The sequence below is a fragment of the Faecalicatena orotica genome (assembly GCF_003149245.1).
GTDB lineage: Bacteria > Bacillota > Clostridia > Lachnospirales > Lachnospiraceae > Faecalicatena_A > Faecalicatena_A orotica.
In genome coordinates this window covers 44,894-70,391 of sequence record NZ_QGDL01000013.1, presented here as the reverse complement: position 1 = coordinate 70,391, position 25,498 = coordinate 44,894, and the positions used below count along the sequence as shown (strand labels likewise).

The 25,498-nt window shown below is 47.6% G+C and carries 23 protein-coding genes; 8 read left to right on the top strand and 15 right to left on the bottom strand.

Annotated features, from left to right (window positions below; all coding sequences use genetic code 11):
• Window positions 1–3 precede the first annotated feature (3 nt).
• Window positions 4–936, top strand: coding sequence for a glycosyltransferase family 2 protein (locus A8806_RS19330; protein ID WP_109732812.1), 933 nt, complete (start codon window positions 4–6; stop codon window positions 934–936).
• 60 nt (window positions 937–996) lie between these two features.
• Here A8806_RS19330 and metG read toward each other — a convergent pair whose 3' ends face one another.
• From metG to A8806_RS19300, 7 genes are all read right to left on the bottom strand, one after another.
• The gene (metG, locus tag A8806_RS19325) at window positions 997–2,898 is read right to left on the bottom strand and encodes a methionine--tRNA ligase (protein WP_109732811.1); all 1,902 of its coding nucleotides are present in this window, start codon (window positions 2,896–2,898) and stop codon (window positions 997–999) included.
• A gap of 353 nt (window positions 2,899–3,251) precedes the next feature.
• The gene (locus tag A8806_RS26300) at window positions 3,252–3,398 is read right to left on the bottom strand and encodes a hypothetical protein (RefSeq protein ID WP_181368797.1); all 147 of its coding nucleotides are present in this window, start codon (window positions 3,396–3,398) and stop codon (window positions 3,252–3,254) included.
• Between the two features lie 388 nt (window positions 3,399–3,786).
• Window positions 3,787–4,296: a transcription repressor NadR gene (locus A8806_RS19320; RefSeq protein WP_109732899.1), complete on the bottom strand. Its 510-nt coding sequence runs from the start codon at window positions 4,294–4,296 to the stop codon at window positions 3,787–3,789.
• Between the two features lie 50 nt (window positions 4,297–4,346).
• Entirely contained in the window at window positions 4,347–5,198 is an 852-nt protein-coding gene (gene nadC / locus A8806_RS19315; protein WP_109732810.1) for a carboxylating nicotinate-nucleotide diphosphorylase, read from the bottom strand.
• 17 nt (window positions 5,199–5,215) lie between these two features.
• Complete coding sequence (locus A8806_RS19310) at window positions 5,216–6,394, bottom strand: L-aspartate oxidase (RefSeq protein WP_109732809.1); 1,179 nt, start codon at window positions 6,392–6,394, stop codon at window positions 5,216–5,218.
• Between the two features lie 22 nt (window positions 6,395–6,416).
• Complete coding sequence (nadA, locus tag A8806_RS19305; RefSeq protein ID WP_109732808.1) at window positions 6,417–7,322, bottom strand: quinolinate synthase NadA; 906 nt, start codon at window positions 7,320–7,322, stop codon at window positions 6,417–6,419.
• A gap of 218 nt (window positions 7,323–7,540) precedes the next feature.
• A complete protein-coding gene (locus A8806_RS19300) occupies window positions 7,541–8,122 on the bottom strand; it encodes a helix-turn-helix domain-containing protein (RefSeq protein WP_109732807.1) in 582 nt (193 codons plus the stop codon).
• 570 nt (window positions 8,123–8,692) lie between these two features.
• Here A8806_RS19300 and A8806_RS19295 point away from each other — a divergent pair.
• From A8806_RS19295 to A8806_RS19265, 7 genes are all read left to right on the top strand, one after another.
• Complete coding sequence (locus A8806_RS19295) at window positions 8,693–9,700, top strand: proline racemase family protein (protein ID WP_109732806.1); 1,008 nt, start codon at window positions 8,693–8,695, stop codon at window positions 9,698–9,700.
• A 23-nt stretch (window positions 9,701–9,723) separates the two neighbouring features.
• Window positions 9,724–10,044 (top strand): (2Fe-2S)-binding protein, encoded by a 321-nt coding sequence (locus A8806_RS19290; RefSeq protein ID WP_207657872.1) that lies wholly within the window; start codon window positions 9,724–9,726, stop codon window positions 10,042–10,044.
• Window positions 10,041–11,126, top strand: a complete 1,086-nt coding sequence (locus A8806_RS19285) for an NAD(P)/FAD-dependent oxidoreductase (protein WP_109732805.1) — start codon at window positions 10,041–10,043, stop codon at window positions 11,124–11,126. Before A8806_RS19290 ends, A8806_RS19285 begins: the two co-directional genes overlap by 4 nt.
• Window positions 11,126–11,959 carry a (2Fe-2S)-binding protein gene (locus tag A8806_RS19280; protein WP_109732804.1) on the top strand — a complete coding sequence of 278 codons (834 nt, stop codon included), beginning with the start codon at window positions 11,126–11,128 and terminating at the stop codon, window positions 11,957–11,959. Before A8806_RS19285 ends, A8806_RS19280 begins: the two co-directional genes overlap by 1 nt.
• A gap of 1 nt (window position 11,960) precedes the next feature.
• Entirely contained in the window at window positions 11,961–13,127 is a 1,167-nt protein-coding gene (locus A8806_RS19275; protein WP_109732803.1) for an NAD(P)/FAD-dependent oxidoreductase, read from the top strand.
• A 33-nt stretch (window positions 13,128–13,160) separates the two neighbouring features.
• The gene (locus A8806_RS19270) at window positions 13,161–14,051 is read left to right on the top strand and encodes a dihydrodipicolinate synthase family protein (protein WP_109732802.1); all 891 of its coding nucleotides are present in this window, start codon (window positions 13,161–13,163) and stop codon (window positions 14,049–14,051) included.
• Window positions 14,052–14,115: 64 nt separating this feature from the next.
• A complete protein-coding gene (locus A8806_RS19265; RefSeq protein WP_109732801.1) occupies window positions 14,116–15,522 on the top strand; it encodes an aldehyde dehydrogenase family protein in 1,407 nt (468 codons plus the stop codon).
• A gap of 100 nt (window positions 15,523–15,622) precedes the next feature.
• Here A8806_RS19265 and A8806_RS19260 read toward each other — a convergent pair whose 3' ends face one another.
• The 8 genes from A8806_RS19260 to A8806_RS19225 all read right to left on the bottom strand — a co-directional run bounded on the left by A8806_RS19260 (window position 15,623) and on the right by A8806_RS19225 (window position 25,490).
• A complete protein-coding gene (locus A8806_RS19260) occupies window positions 15,623–16,594 on the bottom strand; it encodes an NYN domain-containing protein (RefSeq protein ID WP_109732800.1) in 972 nt (323 codons plus the stop codon).
• Window positions 16,570–17,124 (bottom strand): phosphodiesterase, encoded by a 555-nt coding sequence (gene yfcE, locus A8806_RS19255; protein WP_109732799.1) that lies wholly within the window; start codon window positions 17,122–17,124, stop codon window positions 16,570–16,572. The genes A8806_RS19260 and yfcE overlap by 25 nt, the downstream gene beginning before the upstream one ends.
• An 89-nt stretch (window positions 17,125–17,213) precedes the next feature.
• Window positions 17,214–17,891 carry a TIGR00266 family protein gene (locus tag A8806_RS19250; RefSeq protein WP_109732798.1) on the bottom strand — a complete coding sequence of 226 codons (678 nt, stop codon included), beginning with the start codon at window positions 17,889–17,891 and terminating at the stop codon, window positions 17,214–17,216.
• 195 nt (window positions 17,892–18,086) lie between these two features.
• Window positions 18,087–19,421: a GntP family permease gene (locus tag A8806_RS19245; protein ID WP_242996200.1), complete on the bottom strand. Its 1,335-nt coding sequence runs from the start codon at window positions 19,419–19,421 to the stop codon at window positions 18,087–18,089.
• A 66-nt stretch (window positions 19,422–19,487) separates the two neighbouring features.
• Window positions 19,488–20,474: a ketol-acid reductoisomerase gene (ilvC, locus tag A8806_RS19240; protein WP_181368796.1), complete on the bottom strand. Its 987-nt coding sequence runs from the start codon at window positions 20,472–20,474 to the stop codon at window positions 19,488–19,490.
• A 236-nt stretch (window positions 20,475–20,710) separates the two neighbouring features.
• A complete protein-coding gene (locus A8806_RS19235; protein WP_109732795.1) occupies window positions 20,711–21,427 on the bottom strand; it encodes a FadR/GntR family transcriptional regulator in 717 nt (238 codons plus the stop codon).
• 105 nt (window positions 21,428–21,532) lie between these two features.
• A complete protein-coding gene (locus A8806_RS19230) occupies window positions 21,533–24,895 on the bottom strand; it encodes an ATP-binding protein (protein ID WP_109732794.1) in 3,363 nt (1,120 codons plus the stop codon).
• The gene (locus A8806_RS19225; protein ID WP_109732793.1) at window positions 24,846–25,490 is read right to left on the bottom strand and encodes a DUF4194 domain-containing protein; all 645 of its coding nucleotides are present in this window, start codon (window positions 25,488–25,490) and stop codon (window positions 24,846–24,848) included. The genes A8806_RS19230 and A8806_RS19225 overlap by 50 nt, the downstream gene beginning before the upstream one ends.
• Window positions 25,491–25,498 lie beyond the last annotated feature (8 nt).

The following is a 25,498-nucleotide window of genomic DNA, read 5'->3' as shown; positions in this document are numbered from 1 at the left end:
TTTATGGACAGAATCAGTATCATTGTCCCCTGCTACAACGAAGAACAGGTGCTCCTTCTCTTTTATGAGGAGACAGAAAAAGCGGTACGGGAAATCGAAACAGCAGAGTGCGAATTCATTTTTATAGATGACGGCAGCCGGGACCACACGCCTGAGATACTGGAGAGCCTTGTCTATAAGGACAAGCGCTGCAAGTACCTTTCCTTTTCCAGAAATTTTGGCAAAGAGGCCGCCATGTATGCGGGATTACAGCATGCCTGCGGTGAGTACTGCGTTTTCATGGATGCAGACCTCCAGCATCCCCCTTCCTTGCTCAAGGAAATGTACGATGTCCTCAAAAACGAAGGCTACGACTGCTGTGCCGGATTCCGCGAAGACCGAGAGGGCGAAGGAAAAGTCCGGAATTTTCTTTCGCGGAACTTCTATAAAGTAATCAACCGGCTGTGCGACCTCAATATGAGCGACGGCGCGGGCGACTTTAGAATGATGAACCGGGCGATGGCCGATTCGATTCTCGAATTTAAGGAATATAACCGGTATATGAAAGGGATCTTCTCCTTTATCGGATTTGACACCAAATGGATCCCGTTCCACAATGTCGAACGGGCCGCCGGAGACAGCAAATGGAACCTGAAAAGCCTGTTTAAATACGCACTGGACGGGATATACTCCTTCTCAACCGCCCCGGTCAGACTGGCCGGGAGCACGGGAATCCTCCTGCTCATCCTCGGAATCATCCTCGGAATCACCGCCGCAGTCCGCACAATATTTTTCGGATACGCCCTGAACGGGGTCATGCTGATCATACTGCTGATCCTCATCCTGAATGGAATACAGCTGCTGTTCATATCCGTACTCGGACAGTATATATCAAAAGATTACATGGAGACAAAAAAACGGCCACTTTACATCATAAAAAAAGAAAAAGGCTTTTAATTGGGGACGTAGCCTTCCTTAGAAATACTACGTCCCCCGTTATTTTTTTCACATATGTTTTTAACGAATTTCCGCTCCTGATGGCATGTTTTTCTCAGGTGTCATTAATGCCAGGTTGCCCTCTGCATCTTCTGCACAAAGCAGCATTCCCTCTGACAATACCCCCGCAAGTTTGGCTGGTTTTAAGTTGACAAGTACCATGACTTTTTTGCCAACCATTTCTTCTGGAGAGTAATAGTTCTTAATTCCGGAAACGATTTGTTTTACCTGACTTCCGATTTTCACTTGGGAGCAAAGTAGTTTTTTGGATTTTTTTACTGCTTCACAGGCAATAATTTCGCCTACCTGAAACTGCATTGCACCGAACTCTTCAAATGTGATTTCCGGCTTTGTCTCGATGTCGATCACATTCTCATCCTCTGCATTTTCTGAAGTTTCCTCTGCCTGAGGGTGAAGTTCCTCGACTTTTTTCATTACTTCTTCCAGGTCCAGCCTCTGGAAGAGAATTTCCGGCTTGTCTGTTACATGGCCGTTATTGAGCTGAGCCAGAATTTTCTTGCTTGTGGATGGCATGAAGGATTCCAGAAGGACTGCACCTGCGGAAATGCTCTGGATCAGATTCCAGAGTACGGTCTCCAGCCTGTCTTTTTTCTCTTCATCTTTTGCAAGTACCCACGGCATTGTTTCGTCAATATATTTGTTGCAGCGTTTGAACAGATTGAATATTTCTGTGATCGCATCTGCAACCCGGAGGTCATCCATTTTATCTTTAACAGTCTTTGGTGTGTTCTCAACTACAGCCTTTAAGTCTGCGTCGACTTCTTCTGCTGCGCCTTTATCGGATACGACACCACCGAAGTATTTATTTGTCATGGAAACAGTACGGTTTACCAGATTTCCGAGCGTATTTGCAAGGTCTGAGTTCAGACGCTCTACCATCAGCTCCCAGGAAATGACACCGTCATTTTCGAACGGCATTTCGTGGAGAACAAAGTAGCGCACGGCGTCAACACCAAAGAAATCAACCAGTTCATCGGCATAGAGCACATTTCCTTTAGACTTGCTCATCTTGCCATCACCCTGCAGCAGCCACGGGTGCCCGAAAATCTGTTTCGGCAGAGGAAGGTCCAGAGCCATCAGAAAAATCGGCCAGTAAATCGTGTGGAAACGGATGATATCTTTTCCGATCAAATGCAGGTCCGCCGGCCAGTCCTTCTTAAACTGGTCCGTACACTCACCGTCACAGTCATATCCGATGCCCGTGATGTAGTTGGTAAGGGCGTCTAGCCACACATAGACAACATGCTTCGGATCAAAATCCACAGGAATTCCCCATTTAAAGGAAGTTCTGGACACACACAGATCCTGAAGTCCCGGAAGCAGGAAGTTATTCATCATCTCATTTTTACGTGATACCGGCTGAATAAATTCCGGATGTGTATTGATATGCTCGATCAGGCGGTCTGCATATTTGCTCATCTTAAAGAAGTAAGCCTCCTCTTTCGCAGGCTGAACCTCACGACCACAGTCAGGACATTTTCCATCCACTAACTGAGACTCTGTAAAGAAAGACTCACACGGAGTACAGTACATGCCCTCATAATGCCCCTTGTAAATATCACCCTTGTCATATAACTTCTTGAAAATCTTCTGAACCTGTTTCTCATGATAATCGTCAGTCGTACGGATAAACTTATCATAAGAAGTATCCATCAGGTCCCAGATTCTCTTGATATCACCGGCAACACCGTCAACAAATTCCTTTGGTGTAATTCCGGCCTCTTCTGCCTTTAACTCAATCTTCTGACCATGCTCATCTGTGCCAGTCTGGAAAAACACATCAAATCCCTGGCTTCGCTTGTATCTTGCAATTGCATCCGCAAGAACAATTTCGTATGTGTTTCCGATGTGCGGCTTGCCTGACGTATAGGCAATCGCGGTTGTAATATAATACTTGTCCATCCTAAAACCCTCCTTGGGGACGTAATCTTTTTAAGGTTTACTACGTCCCTAATTAACTTTTGTGGTGTACCAAAACGCTGAGAGCCCTGTACCTTTTTGAAGTTTTGTAAAATAAAATAGAGTTTCGCTTGCGAAACTCGCGCCTGCGGCGGTCGCATCGCGACATCTACCTTATACGCCGCAGTGCGCATCCCCCGGAGGGCTTTTTATTTCATAGGAGTACTTTCCTATGAAATAAAAAAACCGCCTTCTTTTGTTAAGAAGACGGAGTTATCCGTGTTACCACTTCTACTTTGCTCTCTCCTCACGGACAGAACCTCAGCAAGTGCCGTATGCATCTGTTAGATATGCCGTCAGCACTTCCTCGCTGTAAAGGGCGAACCCATCGCAGCCTTGCACAGGACAAATAACCGGCCCTTCCGTTCATGATGGCCCTGCATTCTTTCGTACTGTCCTACGTTCGGTGCGCCGCTCGGAAGCCATGTTCGCCTGTGCTTCATTCATCCCTCTCAGCTGGGAACCCTGACCGGGTTTATGTGGGATTTCTCTGTAGAATGTCCTTCAGGTTACTCTCTTCGTCACTGCGTTTTCCAAGTGAATATTCTATTTGGTCTGTTAAAAAGCGTATCACAGCAAAATCGGAATGTCAAGGCAGTTCTTATGAAAGTCAGCAGGAAATCTGGCTGAATACCTGACTGGCCCCCCTGTCGTACGGAACCAAATCAATAGTTCAGTAAGTGTTAATGATTCCTTTACAAACTCTTAATTTCGGCATCACAGTTTTATCACAAATAAAGGTTATCTTATAATCATACAAAGCAGAGATGCTTTTTAACATATATTTTCTTTTCATTCCTTTCTCCGCCGGAGCCAGATGCCCCGGCTTTTTTAATTCTGAATCAGAAATCCTTTCCTGATGAGCATTTCCTCAATCAAATCCAGTGTTTCTTCATTTTCTGCCTCTACTTTATGGTAGTGATAGTTGGACGTGATGTTCTTAAGCGGACTTGATTTCCCGCTTTTGATATCTTCCATAAACTCCATCACCTTCCGTCTGGAGTTGATATTTAAAACTGCCTCCATGTGTCCGTACACCCTGTGGTTGATCATAACATTCACGATCCTGCCGCCGAGGTCTACGATGGAACATAGTTCGTTTTCCAGTTCGTCATCCGTGTGCTGAACTTTGAATGTCCTGCTGGCGATATTCGGTGCGTTGAGTATATAACCGCGATTTGTAGAAATAATATCGTGACCGGATGCGCGGATCAATGCGATATCCTGTACGATAACCTGGCGGCTTACCTCGTAAGCCTGTGCCAGCGCCTTGCCGGAAACCGGTACAGCACTGTTTTTGATACGGCTGATTATATCACTTCTTCGTTCTGGGCCTGTCATCATCTGACGCTGTCACCTCCTGATTTTTTCTGCAAATTTGGTTCCCCTTGTTATACTGCATGCAGATTCTTCAGTGAAATATCCAGTATTGGGGCTGAATGTGTCAGTGCCCCGCTGGACACGTAATCTACACCAAGAGATGTAATCCGGCTGATATTTTCCTTTGTCACATTCCCGGAGCATTCTGTCTCGGCCCTTCCACCGATCACGCGGATTGCCTCCTGCATCTCTTCTGTCGTCATGTTGTCAAGCATGATAATGTCCGCGCCTGCTTCTACAGCTTCTTTTACCATATCCAGATTCTCTACTTCCACCTCAATTTTCCGTACAAACGGCGCATATTCTTTTGCCATCTGAACGGCCTTTGTTACGCTTCCTGCCGCACCGATATGATTATCCTTTAAAAGCACTCCGTCAGACAGGTTATATCTATGATTATATCCGCCCCCGACACGTACGGCATATTTTTCAAAAATGCGCATGTTCGGTGTTGTTTTCCTTGTATCCAGAAGCTTTGTTTTGCTTCCTTCCAGAAGTGCTGCAACAGAATGTGTATATGTAGCAATCCCGCTCATCCTCTGGAGATAATTCAGCGCAACTCTCTCCCCGGATAAAAGGACCCGGATATCTCCAATCACTTTTCCCATCAGCTGTCCGTTTTTAACCTCATCACCATCCTGACAATAGAATTCCACTTCCACCTGTTCATCCAGAAGTTCAAAAACTCTTTTAAATACGTCGAGTCCCGCAATGATTCCATCCTGCTTGCAGATCAGTTCGACTTCGCCTTTCACGGCCTCTTTCATAACCGAATTTGTTGTAACATCCTCGCTTGATATATCTTCTTTCAAGGCTTCTAAGATTAAGTTGTCTGCCTGAAGTGTCATTGTAATCTTATTCATTTCTAATATCTCCTTTTTTACATTTTATCAGGAAAACGTTCTGGTACATGATACTCTTCCCTGATTTTCGATGCCGCGCGTTTTGCAAATACAAGACTCTCGAGCAGGGAATTGCTTGCCAGCCGGTTGGCGCCATGCACCCCGTTGCAGCTTGTCTCACCCACCGCAAATAATTTTTCCATCGAGGTCCTGCTGTCTGAATCCACCCAGATTCCTCCCATGAAATAATGCTGCGCCGGTACCACCGGAATGCATTCTTTTGTCACGTCAAATCCTTCTTCCAGACAGTGCTGGTAAATATTCGGAAAATGAGACATGATCGTCTCTGTATCGATGTTTTCCATTGAGAGCCAGACATAGTCTGTCCCGTCCTTCTCCATCTGCTCGTGGATGGCCTGAGTCACTACATCCCTCGGAAGAAGTTCGTCCACAAAACGTTTTTTGTCCTTGTTGTACAGCACGGCACCTTCGCCGCGGACTGACTCAGAGATCAGGAAACGCCTCCCGGGTTTCTTTGAGTAGAGCGTTGTCGGATGAATCTGTACATAATCGAGATGCTCCAGCCTGATCCCGTGGTTTTTCGAGATATCCAGCGCATCACCCGTCAGATGCGGAAAATTCGTGGAATGCCTGTACCTTCCACCGATCCCGCCGCTCGCCAGAATTGTAAAGTCTGCGCGGATCTCTCCCTTATCGGTGATAATCCCTGTGCATTTTTCATTTTCTTCTATAATATCTGTCATAGTCGTGTATTCCAGAATCGTAACATTCTCAAGCTTCTTTACCTGTGCCAGAAGCTTGCTTGTAATCTCTCTTCCGGTAATATCTTTGTGGTACAGTATTCTCGGCCTAGAGTGGGCCCCCTCGCGGGTATAGGCAAATTCCTCACCATTTTTCTCGAACTCAACGCCATAGCCTACCAGGTCATTTATAATATCCGGGGAACTTTTAATCATAATCTCCACAGACTCCCCGCGGTTTTCATTGTGCCCCGCATTCATGGTGTCTGCAAAATAACTATCGTAATCTTCTTCGCCCCTCAGGACGCAGATCCCCCCCTGTGCCAGAAATGAATCACTGCTTTCCAGATCTGATTTTGTGATCATGACTATTTTCTTGTCTTTCGGCAGATTCAGTGCAGCAAATAAACCGGCCACACCCGTGCCTACGATTACGATGTCTGTCTTTATTTCCATAACCAGCCTCCCCGAGCTTTTCCTATTTTGCCAGTTCAAGCATCCTCTCCAGAGGTTTTCTGGAATTTTCTCTGCGTGCATCTGACACATGAACTTCATTGTCGCCTGTCTTTAAGACATGACGTATCTTTTCCAATGTGATAGTCTTCATGTCCTGACAGACGGGCTCTGTCTCCGTAAAATAAAACTTCTTTCCGGGGTTGTCCTGTTCGAGCTTATGGCGGACACCGTTTTCCGTACATATTATAAATTCCCCGCAGTCGCTCTTTGCCGCATAATCGATAATCCCACTTGTACTTCCTATGTAATCAGAGATGTCCAGTATGGCTTTCGGGCACTCCGGATGGGTCAGGACGAGCGCTCCCGGGTATGCTTCCTTCGCTCTCACAATTTCATCTATTCTCATTCTTTCATGAACAGGACAGTATCCTTCATTGTATACAAAATGCTTCTCCGGTACCTGCTCCGCTACAAAATGTGCCAGATTCCTGTCCGGGATAAAAAATATGTTCTTATTCGGCAGCGCTTTCACGATCTTCACCGCATTTGCCGAAGTAACGCAAACGTCAGACAGTTCTTTTAACTCCGCGGTTGAATTAATGTAACACACGACCGCCAGATCATCGTATTCCCTGCGCACCCTTTGAATTGTCTCCTCATCGGCCATATGCGCCATTGCACAATCAGCAGACGCATCCGGCATCAGGACCGTCTTCTCCGGATTCAGGATCTTCGCGCTCTCTCCCATAAACGATACCCCACAGAACACAATCGTCTGCTCCTTCAAACCGACAGCCACTTTACTGAGATAGAAAGAATCCCCTATATAATCGGCGATATCCTGAACCTCCGGATTCACATAATAATGTGCCAGTATAACTGCATTCTTTTCCTTTTTCAATGCATGAATCTCATCAACTATAGACATCTTTTTCACACCTTCCCCCGCCCGCTAAACCGGCGGATTTCACTTGCAGATAAAATCTGCGGTAAATTTTCACTATTATAGCATATAAGTTTACAGGTGACAAGACAGATAAGCGCAAAAGGGTCTGACCCCTTTGCAGTCCAGATACTAAAAAAGGCCCTGCCCTCTGCCTCAGAGCCTGGCCTTGTTCCTGCTATTTTTGTACAATATGCACAATTTTACTCTTTTTCTTCGTAAAAAGGACTCGGAATATTAACAGTTAATAGTTTAACTATCTTGTTGGTACAGTTCATCCAGTTATGGTCTTTATTGGATGAAAACTGTACGCAGTCGCCCGGATTTAATGTGTATCTCTGGGAGTCTAAAAGGAGTGTGACCGTACCTTCGAGTACATAGATGAATTCTTCGCCTTTATGGTTATACATCTCAAGCTCTTCTTCATCCAGATTGGCCTGGGGCATGAGCTGGGTGAGTCTTGGCAGCATTGCAAAGGATGACACATCGTGGTTCAGGACAGCCTGAAAAATCTTGGACGCCGTCTGGTTATAGCGCTGTGAAAAACTGTACATGACAGGTTCATCGTTTTTTTCGGAATAGCTGTCAAAAAAAACACCGAGGTTTACGTTTAAGGCATTTGCTATCACCTCGAGACTGTCCACTGCAATGGACGACAGCCCCCTCTCCAGCTGTGACAGAAAGCCTGTGGACAATCCTGTCAGTTCACTTAACTGCTTTAATGTCAGATTTTGTGAGGTGCGGATTGCTTTTATTTTTTCTCCGATCGTATCGGCCTGACTCATATTGATAGTCTCCTTTCTGGATGAAATCTCAGTATTTGGCAGTCCCGAAGGTGAAATCTTATCCGTCCCCGGGACCTGCCGGTTTTTCTATTGTACCATAAATACTAAACTCGTGAAATACCTCGTTAAGTATTTAGGTGTATGTCTTACTAGCCTCGTAAATACCTCGCCAAGTGCGAGCATTATACCATAAATACTAAACTCGTGAAATACCTCGTTAAGTATTTAGGTTTATTTCTTACTAGCCTCGTAAATACCTCGCCAAGTGCGAGCATTATACCATAAATACTAAACTCGTAAAATACCTCGTTAAGTATTTAGGTATATCTCTTACTAGGCTTGTAAATTCATTTACATAAACAAATATTTCACAATAATGATGCTTTTATTGCTTATTTTTCATTTCGAGCAACATTTTAAGTTATTTTTTTCACATTCAAGCAAAAATAATTCACAAAAATGAAATTCGCCACTTGTTTTTGTCAGAAAGAATGATAGAATGAAGTTAACAGTATAAATGTATACAAATAATTGAATCGTATACAAATTTTCGTGAAGGAGGAAAAATTTTTGAAAATTAAAAAGACGTTTCATACGATTGACACTCACACCAGCGGAGAACCGACAAGAAATGTATTGGGCGGGATTCCATACATTAAGGGTAATACGATGCTGGAGAAGCTTCAGTATATGAGGACGGAAGGTGACTGGGTCAGGCAGCTTCTAACGTATGAGCCAAGAGGCAATGAAGTCATGTCCGGAACGATCATTACTTCCCCCTGCCGCGAAGAAGCCGATATTGGGGTGCTTTATTTTGAAGTCGGCGGCTGGATGCCGATGTGCGGCCATGACACGATCGGTGTCGGAACCGCCCTCGTTGAATCCGGAATGATTGAAGTAACGGAGCCCTTTACATATGTCACTCTGGACACCGCCGCCGGTCTTGTCAGGCTCAAGATTGAAGTTGTAAACGGGGAGGCCAGGAGCGTTTCATTTTTAAATGCACCGGCATTTGTGATGGCAGAAAATGTGACCGTTGACACGGAAGAATTCGGACCGCTGACACTGGATATTGCATACGGTGGCAATATTTATGCGATTCTGCCCGCTGCCTCTGCAGGATTGATTCTGGAACCGAAGAACTCCGGAAAAATTATTGAAACCGGAAATCTGTTAAAAAGCTATATTAACCAGCAGATCCGGGTTGTGCATCCTGAGATTCCTTTTGCAAATCATGTGACCCACGTAGAGTTTTATGAAAACAGCAAGGACGAACCGAACCTCATCCGAAATGCCGTTGTAATCCCGCCCGGAGCCATCGACCGCTCCCCGTGCGGAACCGGGACATCCGCCAAACTGTCGGTGCTGGCGAAGAAGGGTGCAATCAAAAAGGGAGAGTCTTTTACCCATGAGAGCATCATCGGCGGAAGATTTGAATGTACCTATGTTGATGACGCTGAAGTAGGCGGTCTGCCGGCAGTCCTTCCTGAAGTCAGGGGACGGGCGTTTATAACAGGAATCCACACATTTATGCTGGACCCGGAAGATATTTTCCCGATGGGATACCAGCTGGCGTAAAACATAAAACAGGAGGCAGTGAAATGGATGAAATGCGGGTAAAAAATCATCCCATACTGGGTGAAGATAATTGCGAAGAATTTGTAGAGATCACCGTGGACGGAAAAGTAATGCAGGCAAAGAAGGGCGAAATGATTGCGGCCGTCCTGCTTGCAAACGGGATTAAAATCCACAGATATACAGCAAAAGAGCACAAACCACGCGGTATTTTCTGCGGAATCGGTCAGTGTACGGACTGTGTCATGACGGTAAACGGCAAGGCAAACGTAAGGACGTGCATCACTCCGGTGGAGGATGGCATGACCGTCGAAACACAGGAAGGTTACGGGAGGAAGAAGCCATGAAAAGAGAAGTTGTAATTATCGGTGCCGGCCCGGCCGGTCTTGCAGCAGCGATCGAAGCGACGAAAAATGGATGTCAAGTCCTTCTGGTCGATGAGAACAGGACCGCCGGAGGACAGTTTTTCAAACAGCTCCATAAGTTTTTCGGGTCACAGGCGCACAGCGCAGGTATCCGCGGATTTGAAATCGGAAAGCAGCTCTTAAAAGAAACCGAAGAGCTAGGCGTTGAAGTCTGGCTGGAGAGCTCGGTGATCGGCATTTTCGCAGGAAAAAGGGTTGCTGTGCTGCGAAACGGCATCACAGAAACAGTAGAGGCTCAGAGTATTCTCATCTGTACCGGTGGTGCGGAAAACCCGCTTCGTTTTCCGGGATGGACTTACCCGGGAGTCATGGGTGCCGGCGCGGCCCAGACAATGGTAAATGTAAACCGGGTGCTGCCCGGAAAAAGAATTCTAATGATCGGCTCCGGCAATGTAGGCGTCATTGTTGCCTACCAGCTCCTGCAGGCAGGGGCAGATGTTGTGGGAATCGTGGAAGGAATGCCGCGGATCGGTGCATACGGTGTCCATGCAGCGAAGTTAAAAAGAGCCGGAGTACCGTTTTTCATAGGCCATACAATAGCAGAGGCCAGAGGCAGTGACCGGGTAGAGGAAGCCGTCATAGCCCGATTCGAAAACGGACAGATTTTAAAAGGTACGGAACGAAAGATTGACGTCGATACCATCTGCGTTGCAGTGGGATTAAGGCCCTTAAGCGAACTTGCACAGATGGCGGGAGTAAAGCATGGCTTTATTCCGGAGCTCGGCGGTTTCATGCCCATCCATAATACAGATATGGAAACGAGTGTGGAGGGCATCTACGTGGCCGGTGATACGGCGGGTGTGGAAGAAGCCAGCACCGCAATGGACGAGGGACGCCTTGCCGCAGTATCCGTCTCCTGTGCACTTGGGCATTTAAACCGGGCAGATGCAGAACAGAAAAAAGAGGAAATCAGAGACCGGCTCGCATCCCTGCGCCAGGGACCCTTCGGGGAGCGGCGCATGAATGCAAAAAACCGTGTGATAGAAATGGGGGTGACCATGTAATGGAAAAACAAAGAGGATTGATATACGACGGCTATCCTTCCAGAGAAGAAATCGTCTCTGCAAACGGCTGGCCGAGTGAGGAACGTTTTGCCAGAGGCCCGGTTGCAATTGCGGAATGTGTGCAGGAGATTCCCTGTAATCCGTGTGAGGCGGCGTGTCCGTTCCATGCGATTAAAATCGGAACCCCGATCACCAATACTCCAAGAATCGATGAGGACAGCTGTACCGGCTGCGGCTCCTGTGTGGCAGCCTGCTCCGGACTCGCTATTTTCGTTGTGGATAAGACCTATTCCGAATCGGAGGCTCTAATTAGTTTTCCTTTCGAATACCTGCCTCTCCCGGAAAAAGGAGACAAGGCAGAGGCTTTGAGCAGGGCCGGTGAATATGTCTGTGAAGGTACGGTGGTAAGAGTCATGAATCCAAAGAAAAATGACCATACTCCTGTGATTACGCTGGCAGTCCCTACGGATAAGGTGGATGACGTCAGGACCATGAGAAGGCTCGTTCTGCCGGAACCAGGGAAAGGCTTTGAAAATGTGGAGCCGGAAGGCGTACTGGACGATGATGTGATCGTATGCCGCTGTGAGGAGATCACGGCCGGGGAAGTCCGGGATGCGATCCGCAATAAGAAAGCGACCACTGTCACGGAAGTAAAAAGAAGATGCCGTGCCGGCATGGGACTCTGCCAGGGCAGAACCTGCGGAAAGCTTGTCAGCCGCATTCTGGCCGAGGAACTTGGCAGCGCTCCGGATACCCTGACCGGAAGTACGGACCGACCGCCTGTCAGGCCGACCACGTTCGGGGAACTGGCCGGGACAAAGAAGGAGGTGTGATATGAGCCAGATATATGATATAGCTGTGATCGGAGCCGGTTCCATCGGAACCTCATGTGCTTACTACAACGCCAAAAAAGGAGCGGATGTCATCCTCATAGATGCGGGTGATATTGCAGATTCCACAAGCAGCAGAAGTGACGGAAATATTCTCGTATGTGATAAACAGCCGGGTTTCGATGCCTTGTTCGCAAAAGCAAGCCAGGATATGTTTCCCGGACTCGAAAAGGAACTGGATTATAACATTGAATGGACCCAAAAAGGAAGTCTTTATCTGACAGAAACAGAAGAAGAATTCGAGATTGCCTCCCGATTCTGCAGCGATATGAAGCAATGCGGAATCGAGATGAGAATGCTGGACCACAAAGAAGTGCTGGAAGACGAACCCTATCTCGCGAAAGATATTTACGGCGGACTGGAGACCATCTCTGACGGCTCCGTATATCCCATCGGACTGGCATACGCCTTCGCACTGGCGGCCGAACGACTGGGTGCCGTACTCTCTCTGCACAACCCGGTCGTGGACCTGAAAAAGGAAGAGAATTATTTTTCCATTTCCTGTGAAAACGGAACCATTCTGGCTAAAAATGTTGTGAATGCCTGCGGCGTGCGTGCACCGCTAATCGGCAAAATGGCGGGACTCGATATTCCGATCCGTGCCAGGCAGGGACAGATCCTCGTTTCTGAGCAGACCTTCCGTGTGGCGCGCAGAAAGGTGCATGAGTTCGGGTATATGCTGACAAAATTCCAGAGTGGAGACTATGAAAGACCGGTATCCGAACGGGTAAAACGAAATGAAGTGGCCTTCGTTTTCGAGCCGACGGCATCCAATAACTTCCTGATCGGCTCCTCCAGAAGTTTTGTCGGGGAGGATATCCGCAGTGAGATTGATGTCATGCAGGCGCTGGCCGAGCGGGCAATCCGCTTCTTCCCTGTCATCGCCGGTATCAAGGTAATCCGGGCATACAGCGGCCTGCGCCCGTTTACCCCGGACCACATGCCCATCGTTTCCGGCACTGCAATCCCGGGATTTTATATTGCGGCAGGGCACGAAGGGGACGGCATCGGACTCTCCCCTATTACGGGAAAATGTATGGCAGATATCATCGCAGGGGAGGAAACTTTCATGGACCTCTCTCCGTTAAGTTTCGAGAGATTTAGCAATTAAAAGTGCAGGAATAAAAGGAAGGAAAATATCACTATGAATGAAAAGTTTAAAGGAATCTATGCGGTAGCAGTCACACCATTTAAGGAAAACGGGGAGTTTGACCTGGAGCAGTCCAAAAAGAATCTGGACTGGCTGATTGAAAACGGGGTTCACGGGGTCTGCATCCTCGGGGCTACCGGAGAATACCAGAGCATTTCCGACGAAGAGCATATGAACTATGTACGCGAGATTGTTCCTTATATCAACGGCCGTGTAAGCGTCATTGTTGGGGCTTCCAGAGAAAGGCCTGAAGATGTTGTCAAACTGGTGCAGAATATCAAATCATGTGGGGCCGATGCGGCGATGGTGCTTTCTCCGTTCTACTGCCATCCGGCGCAGGACGAAATCGTGAAATTCTATCACTATGTGATGGACGAAACCGATTTTCCGATCGTCGTTTATAATAATCCGGGATCAGCAGGTGTGGAGCTTGAGCAGGATACTTACAATGAGATTCTGAAACACCCCAGAGCCGCAATTGTAAAAGAATCCAGCGGTGATATGCACAAGCTCACCCAGGTGCTGAATGATGCCCCGGACACAACTTCCGTATTCTGTGGCTGTGATAACCTGGCCTTCGAAAGTTTTGCTGCCGGCGCCTGCGGCTGGATCTGTATGCTGGCAAACGTGGCTCCGAGGGATTGTGTGGATTTGTATGAAGCAGTGTGCGAGGAAAAGGATCTGGAAAAAGGAAGAGAAATCTATAAAAGAATCCTTCCGTCACTGGATGTTCTGGAATCCTTCCCGAAGCCGGTTCAGGCCCTGAAACATCTTCTCGGCTGCAAAGGATTGAATGGGGGATATGTCAGAAAGCCACGCTATGAACTCACCAAAGAAGAAAAAGCTTTCGTGGAAAGAGCAATGGCCCCGGAAAAAATTCAGTAGCACACAAATTCCGGGATGCAACGGGAATCAACATTTTTTTCAGATGAAGGAGGATATAAAACTTATGGATATTCGTAAATTGTATATAAACGGGGAATGGGTTGAATCAGAAGGACATGAGTATATCGACATTGAGAACCCTGACACACATGAAATCTTCGCCCAAGTCCCGCGTGGCAACAAGGACGATGTTGACAAGGCTGTGAGGGCCGCCAGAGCTGCCTTTGAAACCTGGCAGTATACGCCGCTTGAACAGCGGACGGCCCTGATGGAAAAGGTGGTAAACGGTCTGGAATCCAGAAGGCAGGACCTGATTGAAACGATCACAAAAGAACTCGGCTCCCCTTACAAGGTGTCCGCCGAAGTTCATACCGATCCGTTTATCCTTGAGGCGAAACATTATATTAAGGTTGCGAAAAACTTCCCGTATGAGGAGCGCCGCCAGACTTCTGTTGTTGTAAGAGAACCAGTCGGGGTAGTCGGAGGACTGACTCCGTGGAATTTCCCTCTGGAGCAGATTGAGAAGAAAGTAGTGCCTGCACTGCTTGCCGGGAACTGCGTTGTATTAAAGCCCAGCCAGTTCACACCAATGACCGCCTATATCCTTGCAGAAGAAATCCACAAGGCCGGCTACCCGGCCGGTGTATTCAACCTCGTAACCGGACGGGGCGGGGAAGTGGGTGACGCACTGGCCGCTCACCCGGACGTAGACATGATTTCCTTTACAGGTTCTACCGATGCCGGAAGGGCTGTTGCCATCAAAGGCCTCAGCAACATCAAAAAACTGGCTCTGGAGCTGGGCGGCAAATCCGCTGCCATCTTCTTGAAAGGCGGCGACTGGGAGAACGGGGTAAACGGGGTTCTGGAAACCGTCATGCTCAACGGGGGACAGACCTGCAACGCCTTGACAAGAATGCTCGTACCGGAAGATGAAACTGGTAAAATAGAAGAAATCCTGAAACGAAAAGCGGCGGAATATCATTTTGGCCCACTTAACAATCCACAAACGACACTCGGGCCCCTTGCTTCCAGAAAGCAGTTCGACAGAGTGCGGAAATATATCGAAACAGGCATAAGCGAGGGCGCACGCCTCTTAATAGGAGAAGTACCGGAAGATAATGGCTCCTACAATGTAAAACCCGTTATTTTCTGTGATGTAACCCCGGACATGGTCATTGCCAGAGAAGAAATCTTTGGACCAGTTCTTGTTGTACTGACTTACAAGACAGTAGAAGAAGCGATTGAAATAGCAAATGACAGCATCTACGGACTTGCCGGCGCAGTATACGGGCCGGAAAAAGAAGCCAATGAAACGGCAAGAAAAATGAAAACCGGAACCGTGTATGTGAATGAAGGCCAGTGGGATGAGGCCTCACCGTTCGGCGGATATAAACAATCCGGACTGGGACGCGAAGGCGGTATAGAAGGATACGAGGAATTTCTGGAAATAAAAACCATTTATGATAAATAAACCGTGGGATGGATCTTTCAAAGATCAAAAGGGTCAGACCCCATGCAGTCATCTGCATAGGGGTCTGACCCTTTTGCGGTCCGTTTTCAGATAATTCTGACTATTTTTCACCGCTCTTACTGTATACCGCCCAGTTCTGCTCTCCGTCATCCCTGATCTGAATATCCGAGAAGCTCTGGATATACTGCTTGAACTGAGAATATCCATAATCTCTCACCTTAAAGTCACCGAAACGATTCCTGATCTTATTGCCGAGCGTCCCTAGCGAAACACCCTGAGCCCCTGCATTCTGCACGAGCATGATCACATACTCTTCCAACATCTCTTTCTTGCTCTTATCTTCGTAAACCGTCACCGTAACCTGCGTTCCATCCTGTTTCAGCTTCAGCTTCGGAAATGTTTCCAGAAACTTTGACAAGAGGCTGTAACCATAACGGCGCACATCAAAATCAGGGTATAATTTTACAAGACGGCTTCCGACTTCCCCCAGGCCGGTCTCCTTATCATCATTCTGGTTCTCTGTGATAATCTTTACGACTGCTTCTTCTATCTGTGCCTTGGACACTACATCTGTACTACTCTTCTTGTTTTCTTTTCCGGTAGCATGGACACAAGGCTTCTCTTCCTTCTCGATCATGTTATCCTCAAGCAGCAGCTCCAGCACCGTAAAGATATCACATGCCTTACGGAACGGCGCCGGCGTCTTATCCTCACCCATACCGATCACGGTCTTGCCGCTTTCACGCAGGCGGCTGGCCAGTTTTGTAAAATCGCTGTCACTGGAAACAAGGCAGAATCCCTCCAAATCACTCGTGTACAGCATATCCATAGCATCTATAATCATCGCGGAGTCTGTAGCATTTTTCCCATGTGTATAACTAAACTGCTGGATCGGTGTAATCGAATTCTGGAGAAGCTCCTCCTTCCAGCTCGAACTGTACGTACTCGTCCAGTCCCCGTAAATTCTCTTGTAAGTTACATTTCCGTACTTAGACAGCTCATCCAGTATCGGCTTGATGTATTTAGCAGAAACATTATCCGCATCTATCAGCAATGCATATTTGTTTTCCATGTCCGGTAAACCTCTCCATTCATATCTTTCCATTCAAAGATTTTATTTTCATATATCATATAACTATGCGCCGAATTCTCTTTTGGTATCGAAACAGAGCCCGGATTCATATAAATATACCCATCCTTCTCCTCGCATGCCGGGATATGGGTATGACCGTTTAACAGGATATCCCCTTTTTTCAACATCAAAGGATTGGATGGATTCCAGACATGCCCGTGCGTCGCCAACACAGACTGCCCGTCAAGATCCAGAAAACAGTACTCCGCCATGATCGGAAATTCCAGCACCATCTGGTCCACCTCTGTGTCACAATTTCCACGCACACAAAGCAGATGCTCCTTCATCGGGTTCAGCATGGCAATGACTTCCTTCGGCGCATAATCCCTCGGCAGGTCATTGCGCGGACCGTGGTACAAAATATCACCCAGCAGCAACAGCCTGTCCGCCTTCTCTCTTTCGTATGCTTCCAGCATCTGCCTGCAGTAGAAGGCAGAGCCGTGGATATCTGATGCAATCATGAACCTCATGTAAGTACTCCTTTCTTCAGAGGGGTCTGACCCCTTTGCGGTCCGTATTCAGAATATTCTTAAAATTTAGCCGATATCTGCTCCGGGCATTATGCATTCCCTGTCGGAATAAACGGCCGTATAGACGCTGCTACGCTGGAGATCGGCATGGTCTGCAGCCAGACTTTTCCGGGGCCGGTCAGGACTGTATTGAACAGGCCTTCACCGCCGAGCAGTTTGTTTTTCAGGCCGGGTACCTGCTGGATATCGATCTGGACGCCTACCTCGAAGCCGGCAACATTTCCGGTGTCAACGACAATCTGCTGCCCTGCCGACAGTTCATATTCCACCAGTTCGCCGTCGATTTCAACGAACGCAATCCCGCTGCCGGACAGACGCTGCATGATAAAGCCTTCCCCGCCAAATACGCCTGCTCCCAGTTTTTTATTGAAGTGGATTGATAATTCCACACTGCTTTCAGATGCCAGAAATGCCGTCTTCTGTACGATCATTTCGCGCCCCGGGGAAATCTGTACCGGCATAATCCTGCCCGGAAAGCTTGAGCCGAATGCAATCAGCCCTGCACCGCGTGCTGTATAGATGTTCTGGAACATACTTTCTCCGGAAAATGCTTTGGAGAACATTTTGCCGATTCCTCCTCCGGCTGTTTCCATATGCATATTCGGACTCATCCAGACCATTGACCCTTTCTCAGTAATCATCTGCTCGCGGTCTTCGAGTTTACATTCCACAACGGGAAATGCGCCGCCCTTAATCTCGTAATTCATACCTTTACCTCCAATTGAAGTCGATGTAAACGTGTCTCTTCTTCCATCCTACTTTGCCTGCGGGATGCTGTCAAGCATAAACTTTCCCTGAAAACAGGCCGTGCTGCTGAATATTACATCAAAAACCGGCTGCATAAATCCACAGCCGGTTCTTACTTCTTTATAAAAATAAAATCATTGGATGTCTATTCATAGTTAAATCGGTATTACCAAGCATCCGACAATCGCAAACAACATCGCGATAACCGCAGTAATTGCATTTCCGAGTGTGTAGCTTTTTAGTCCCCCCGTAATGGTGAAGCCTGACAAATTGGTGCTTACCCAGAATCCGCTGTCATTTACATGCCCGCAGCTCAGTGACCCTGACAGGCATGCAATTGCCATCCAGACCGGATGCATGCCGACAGCTGCTGGTACAGATGCCATGATTGTCATGGTCGTAATAGAAGCTACCGTTCCCGAACCAAGGGCCACCCTGAACAGCGCTGCTATGACAAATGCAATCAGAAGCGCCACGATCGGTGAAGCAGAAATGTTTTGTATTGTATCCGCAAGCATATCCGCCATTCCAGTTGCACTGATAATTGCCCCGAATGAGCCGCCCGCTCCGGTAATTAACAGTACAATCCCGCAGCTTTTTAATGCTTCTGTTGCAGACTGGTCACGTTCTTCTTTATTCATTGCCCTTGCAGAGATTGCATAAGCACTGAGTGCTCCGAGCAGCAATGCGGTTGTCTTGTTACTTAAAAATATGACTGCCTCAGGCACTTCCTCCAGAACGGCATCCATTACAGTCCCTACCAGAATTAAAACTACGGGAAGGAGAATCGGTATCATCGACATAAAGAAGGTCGGTTCCGCTTTTCTAACCTCTGCCGTATGTTCTTCATACACCTCTACACCGGTTTCGTCTTTTTCTTTATTCCAGAATCCTTTATCAAGGAGGGTAAAATATATTTTCATTGCAATCATTGCTGCAACAAGCCCCAGAACGATTCCAACAATGACCATAACCCCCAGATCAAAATGCAGGATTTCCGCTGCAGCCAGCGGATTGGGCGTCGGAGGCGCCAGCGTATGGGCCGCACCCGCCCCGATAATCATCGCACCAACTGTATAAGGAAGGGGTTTGTGGATCTGTCTTGATACCGCAATTGCAAGTGGAATTAAAATAACAAAAGTCACATCATAAAATACAGGCACCGACAGAAGAAATGCGGTAATTCCGAGTGCATACAATGCATACTTCTCAGATGTTTTCTGGATCATCGTAGTTGCAATCACTTTTGCACCGCCTGAATCCGAGAGCAATTGACCCAGTATAACTCCAAAACCTACCGGCAGTGCAATTCCTGTCATGAGGTTCCCGAATCCACTGCCTATAGTCGTGATTGTATTGGAGGCTCCAAGCCCTGATGCAAGCCCCATGAAAATACTACCGAGAACCAGTGCTATGGCGGGATTCAGTTTCAATTTTAAAATCGCAAACAGGATAATGGCAATTGCCACGACTAACCAAACAAAAACCATGATATTCAAAATGTCCTCCTTCTCTGCTGTTTCTGCGCACAGCAGAACGACTTTTATGTATCGATTTTACTTTAATCTGGCTTTTAAACGGTCCTCTGCTTTCGTGAAATCACAATTGAAAGCATCCTCCTCAAGCTTATTCAGCGTACTGAGATTATTTTCATGCTGCTCCTTATCCCATTCTTCCGCAAATTCCCCGCCTTTGATACGGTCATAGCGGTTTTTTAAGAAACTGCGGATCTGGCTTGTATCTACATCGTTAAAACCTATCAGCTGACCATACTGGCTTGTGTGTGAGTGGTACGGGAGCTGCCGGAAAAATCCTACTTCAGCCGCTTTTTCCATCATAACTGCCGGCTCCTTGGATAAATACATTTCCATGAGTACAGCTTCTTCTGGATGCCCCATCTCCACCTGAAGCTTGAACGCCTCTACAAAAACATTATAAATAATTGGCCATGTTCCCTGCTCTGCCATCAGATCCAGACAGGTCTCGTCATCAAATGTAACTTCGATCGCTCCCTTCCTTGTGGCCCCAATTGCCTTGCAGAGTGCCTTTCCGTATTCCAGTGCCTTGCCGGAAGCATCCTGATGAACCGCAACGAATGCCGGTGAGCCTTCTCCGCTTACAAACAGTTCACGTACCCCCTTGCCGATCATACGCGGCGCCGCCATAACTACATCGAGCCCTTCCGCCGGTGTGATCCTCTTAAATGTAATATTATAACCGGATGCAAAATTCAAAATATTGCCCGGCTCAAGGTATGGTGCGATCTGCGCTTCATAAATCTCCGGTGCCACTTCGTCAGGAAGAAGAAGGAAAACAATATCCGCTTTTTTTGCTGCTTCTTCTATAGAGTATACCATAAATCCATCTTCGTTGGCCTGATCGAAAGATTCATCATGCCTGCTTCCCACGATCACATTCTTAATCCCTGAATCACGCATATTAAGCGCCTGGCTGCGTCCCTGATTCCCATAACCGATAATAGCCACTGTTTTGTCAATTACCAGCCCCAAATCTGCATCGTCATCATAATAAATGTTTGCCATAATAATTTCTCCTTTTAACTTGTTTTTTGTTTTGACATCAGACATCTGACGTCTGTTCTCTGATGTTAGGTTAGCACTATTTCAGGTAAAGGTCAATAGGATTTATAAACTTTGACTATTTCAACAATTTTTCCGCTTAATTTATGTACACATTTCACAAATAAATGCAGTTTTTATTTAAAGAAGTACAAAAAAAGATGCATCCGCCTTTCATTAGCAGACACATCTTCTTCTCTCTAATCCAGACACTCATCCAGTGCCGGTTCTTTCCATTTCCCGAGGGATAATATAATCGCATCCTCCATTGCAGCTTTATCACGCTGTTCAAGGGCCTTTAGTATTTTATCATGGTTGTCCGTCACAATCTTTGAATAGTCCCTGTTGGCAATAACAAGCGACGGCTGGAAGAGCTCCATAATACTGCGGCCAATGCTCACGACAAATGGATTGTGCGTACTTTCGTATATCATATTATGGAATTCCATATCATTATCCACAGTAGCCTTACCCTTTTTAAAATCATTTTTCGTCCGCTCGTGGACCGCCTTCAATTTTGCAATATCCTCTTCCCCGGCATTGTCAATAGCCAGAAGGCTGCCTGATACTTCTATCATGCGCCTGAATTCAACCAGCTTGTCCCTGCTCTCTTCCCTGCTCTGGAGAATCAGCTGGAATATCAGCGGGTTCATAACTGAAGAATCCACAGTCGTGCGGATCCTGCTGCCGTTTCCCTTACATATTTCCACAACCCCGAGAGCCTCCAGCATCTTGATTGCCTCGCGCACACTGGATTTGCCAACACCGAACCTCTCTGAAAGCTCCGTCTCGGACGGCAGAAATTCACCCGGGGTAATAGCACCGCTGATCAGCCCCTCCTTGATCTTTTCCACAACCATCTTCGATAATGACTGCTTGGGGACCGGGGTCAGCCAGCTGTCCTTCTTACTATCCATAACTTACCTCCTTGAGGTGCAAAGGGGTCAGACCCTTTTGCGCACCGTTTTCTGAATATTCTGAATATGGAGGACAAAAGGGTCTGACCCCTTTGCACCTCGGTACTACTCTTCCTCAATCAGTTCAGCAAATTCGCCTTTTTCGAACTCCTGTATTGAGATATGCTTCTTATTTGGATTTGCGTATACGAATGTCTTGTCTACATTTTCCAGATAATTCTGTATTTTGTCGTTGGTTGCACTGATGATTGCCTGAAACCCGAGCCCGCGTATGAGTGAGATACAGCTTGCAACTTTTTCTGCGTCCATCTTGGAAAAGGCTTCATCGAGTACGACAAGACGGATTGTCGGGTTTCTCTGGATCTTTGGTGACAGGTTGATCCGGTATACCTGTGCAAAGCTTGCCAGAAGTGCTACATACAGGGGGTTCTGTCCCTCCCCGCCGGAGTTTTTCTTGATCATCTTGCTCAGCCCGATTGTCATGTCTTTTTCCCCCCGCACGATCTGCTGCATGTCAAATGACAGGTAGGTCCGGTAATCCGCATATTTATCCATGTTCTTTTTGGTTTCCTCGAGTTCTTCCCTCGTGGCATCGTCCGGCGGGATAAAGATATTGATCAGCTCGTTCATCATATCGCCGTACTGGTCTTCGTGTTCCATCGTAAACATATTAAGCTGGTTCTCCATCGCGTCGGTCAGCTGGGACGGGTTGATCTGGAGAGAATCGTCCATGAACATCTTGTAGTACTTTCCATCCGGCCCTTTATTCTTCGTGATCACGAACTGGTACTTATCCTTGCCAAAATCCAGCTTGCTGATGATCCGGTTGAGCTCGTCTTTTCTCTGGTAAGCCTCCCGGATGGCACTGCGGATTTTGAAGATGAAGTCATCTTTAAAATGCTCTACCGCAGAACGTGCCTGTTCCTTTGCCGCCTCTTTATAGGTCTCGAGGTGGTCGCAGCCAAGGCTTGTAAGCAGTCTGTCATAAGGCCTGTTGTCCTTAATACTCGTCGAAAATGTCCGGTTCGGATATTTCTGTATATAGTGGCTTCGCACATCCACCAGCTCCTGATAGGCACGTTCCAGCTTTTCTTCCATCGGAACCCGGTCACTTAAGCGCTGCCTTCTCAGGTATTCATAATTGGACGACTTCCGCCCCTCCATAAATGCCTTAAACGCCTCTTCGAAGGCCGCATCCTCGTGGAAATAGCGCTCCCTGTCGGCCAGCTGCGTGTTCAGCTCCAGATTGTCAGACTTGCATTTACTAATGAAATCCTTATTCTTCCAAATCTCCTCCTGCACCTTCTGTATCTGCGCTTTCTTCTCCTCCTGCTGACGCATCAGTTCCAGCTTCTCGATTTCCCACGCAGACACAGACTCTTCACGCAGCTGTCTCATCTTTCCGGTCAGCTGCACCTTGCGCCGTTCCTTCTCCGCAATCTTTTCCATATCTGACTGCCATTCCAGATAATCTTCAGCCGGCTGCTGCAGACTTTCCAGCTGCCCCGTCTTCTTCAGCTCCTCCACAATCTCCATGAGCGGCAGGCGTTCCTTCTGCAGGGTCTGGCATTTCTCATCCAGCTGCCTGATCCGCTGCCGCATACTCGTCTCACCGATATACGCCCTTCTCGTATAATTTTCCGGATTGATATGCTGCAGCCGGAAGCTGTGGTACAGAACGCAGTCCGGTGTAATTCCAACCCTGCTCGTACGCAGCTCGTCGAGATTTTCACATTTCATCACATTGCCAAGGAAGTTATCCACATATGCACGGACATATTCCTCTTTCGCTGTGACTTCTTCCGCAAGCGACCCCGGACGGACAGAATGGCCGCCCTTCTTAGCACTCTCCATAACCTTCTCCGTATCCAGCACAGCTGCGCGGAAGAATTTCTTCTTATCCATTTCTTCATAAATGTCCATCGCCACTGCCGCATACTCCGGTTCCACCACGAGCAGCAGCTTATTATTTCCCAGATACCCTTCCACGGCATTATGCCACCATTCATCCCGGATATCCAGAAGATCGGCGAGAATCTGGACATTCACAAACTTCCCACACCGCTCATGCAGGCGGCCCCGAAGCTCATACCGCGCTTCCTCAAGCTCCTTCGGGTAGGCCTTGCGCCCCTGTTTCAGTTCCTTAAGCTCCTCACGGGCTTCGTTTTCTTCCTTCTTGATCTTCCGCAGTCTGGCATCGGTATCCCTCCGTTCTTCCTCAAGCTCTTCCTTTAGCTCCAGAAGGCTTGTCTTCAAACGTGTCAGCTCTTCAGCGGAAATATTCCCCTTTTCAAACTTCTCGATATCCCATACCGTCTGATTCGGTGTGATATCCCTCGTCTTCCACTCGTTCAGCCGCTCTGCCGTCTGCATCCATCTGGCCCGGCTGCCCTCCAGTCTCTCCAGCGTCTCGTTCACACCGGAAAGTTCTGTCTCAAGACTCGAATATCCACTATTATTAATCCGGAGCAGCACTTCCTCATACTCCTTCTGAATGCCCTTTTCCTCTTCCTCCAGACGGACCTTCATAGCCTCCTGACGGCTGATTTCCTCCTGACGGTTCCCGATCCTGTCCGTCAGTTCCTGTATCTTTGCCCTCAGCTGGAGCATTTCCAGCTTATCAATCTGATAGGTACACGCCCCGGCTTCCCTTACCTGCTCCTGATATTTCCTGAAACTGTCCTGTATCTCCTGAAGCCGCCGGATCTCCTCCAGCGTCTCCTCAATCTTGTTGCGCATCCTGCCATACTGCATGACACTCTCCTGAAGGTCTTCGATATGGATATCCTGCTCCATGCAGATATATTCCTTCACAAAGTCTTCCAGACGGATATTCATGCGGAATGGGATCGCACGCTTAAACAGCCTCGGAAACTTATCCATATCCAGACCGCCGAGATAGATATCATACAGCTGCCGCCTGAACCGTTCATTACTCGGCCCACAGTAATACTGCTCCGCCGGGTATGTCCTCTGCAGATACTCGCGGAATTCGGCCGTAGTCAGGCAGCGCTTGTCCGCCCGGTAGCCGTTTTCCAACAGGCCTCCCGTATGCCAGAAAAAGAGCCTGTTAATCTCATTCGTCGCTGTCTCTACGTCAAAAATAACCCCGACACACTGCTTTTCTTTTGTGTTTGTCTGTTCCAGCTCCAGCACAATCGTACTGGAAAAATTACGGTTCCTGAGATACTGCGACTCATTGTTCTCACTGATGTTCACCATCCCCCGCAGGTATTCTATCAGGGTCCTGTCCGAGTCATCCGCGGCAGCCTTGTTAAAAAAACCCCTTCCGTCGGTATTCGCATACAGCACGATCTGAAGTGCATCAATCACCGTAGACTTTCCGCTTCCGGAGTGTCCGGTAAAAAAATTAATCCCCTCATTCAGTGTCAGTATCTTTTTATCTATATAATGCCAGTTATTCAGGCATATCTTCGAGAGTGCCTTGAACGGCTGATTCTTCTCCAATGTTGTCCTCCTCGTTAAACGTATTCAGCAGTTTGCGGATGTCATCCCCCATCAGCACCGCATTGATGCACGGGTAAATGATCAGGCGGGTATGTTCATTTAATTCCTCCAGCACATCCAGAGGTTCAATAATCTGGTATTTCTTCAGCAGCGAAACTGTCCTTCTCATCTCCGTTGGCGAGGGCAGCCCCCTCAATACCTTAAATTCCCCGGCCTTTCCGTTGACAGCCCCCATCGTCGTCACAATGTGGCTGCTGGAAGATACCGCCGCCATCTGTTCATCATAGATCAGCTTCAGAATAAGCAGGTAAATCGTCGCAAGCCTCGGCAGCTTCTCCCCCCAGAGTGTTTCACCCTGTATGTAGATAAGCCCCATCTGGGCATTTTCATGCAGCTCGATCCCGGCAACCTTAAAATACTCTGTTAAAAATTCGAGATGCTTGCTGCACGTCCTGTATTCCTTCACAAACGCCAGCCGGCCGGCGCGCTTATCAAACTTCCGCTCCAGCAGGAATGTCTGGCGCAGCAGAAGCTGGATCACCTCTGTAACGGCCTCCTGCTCCTCCACCAGAAGCTCTTCATAATATCCTGTCATATGTAATC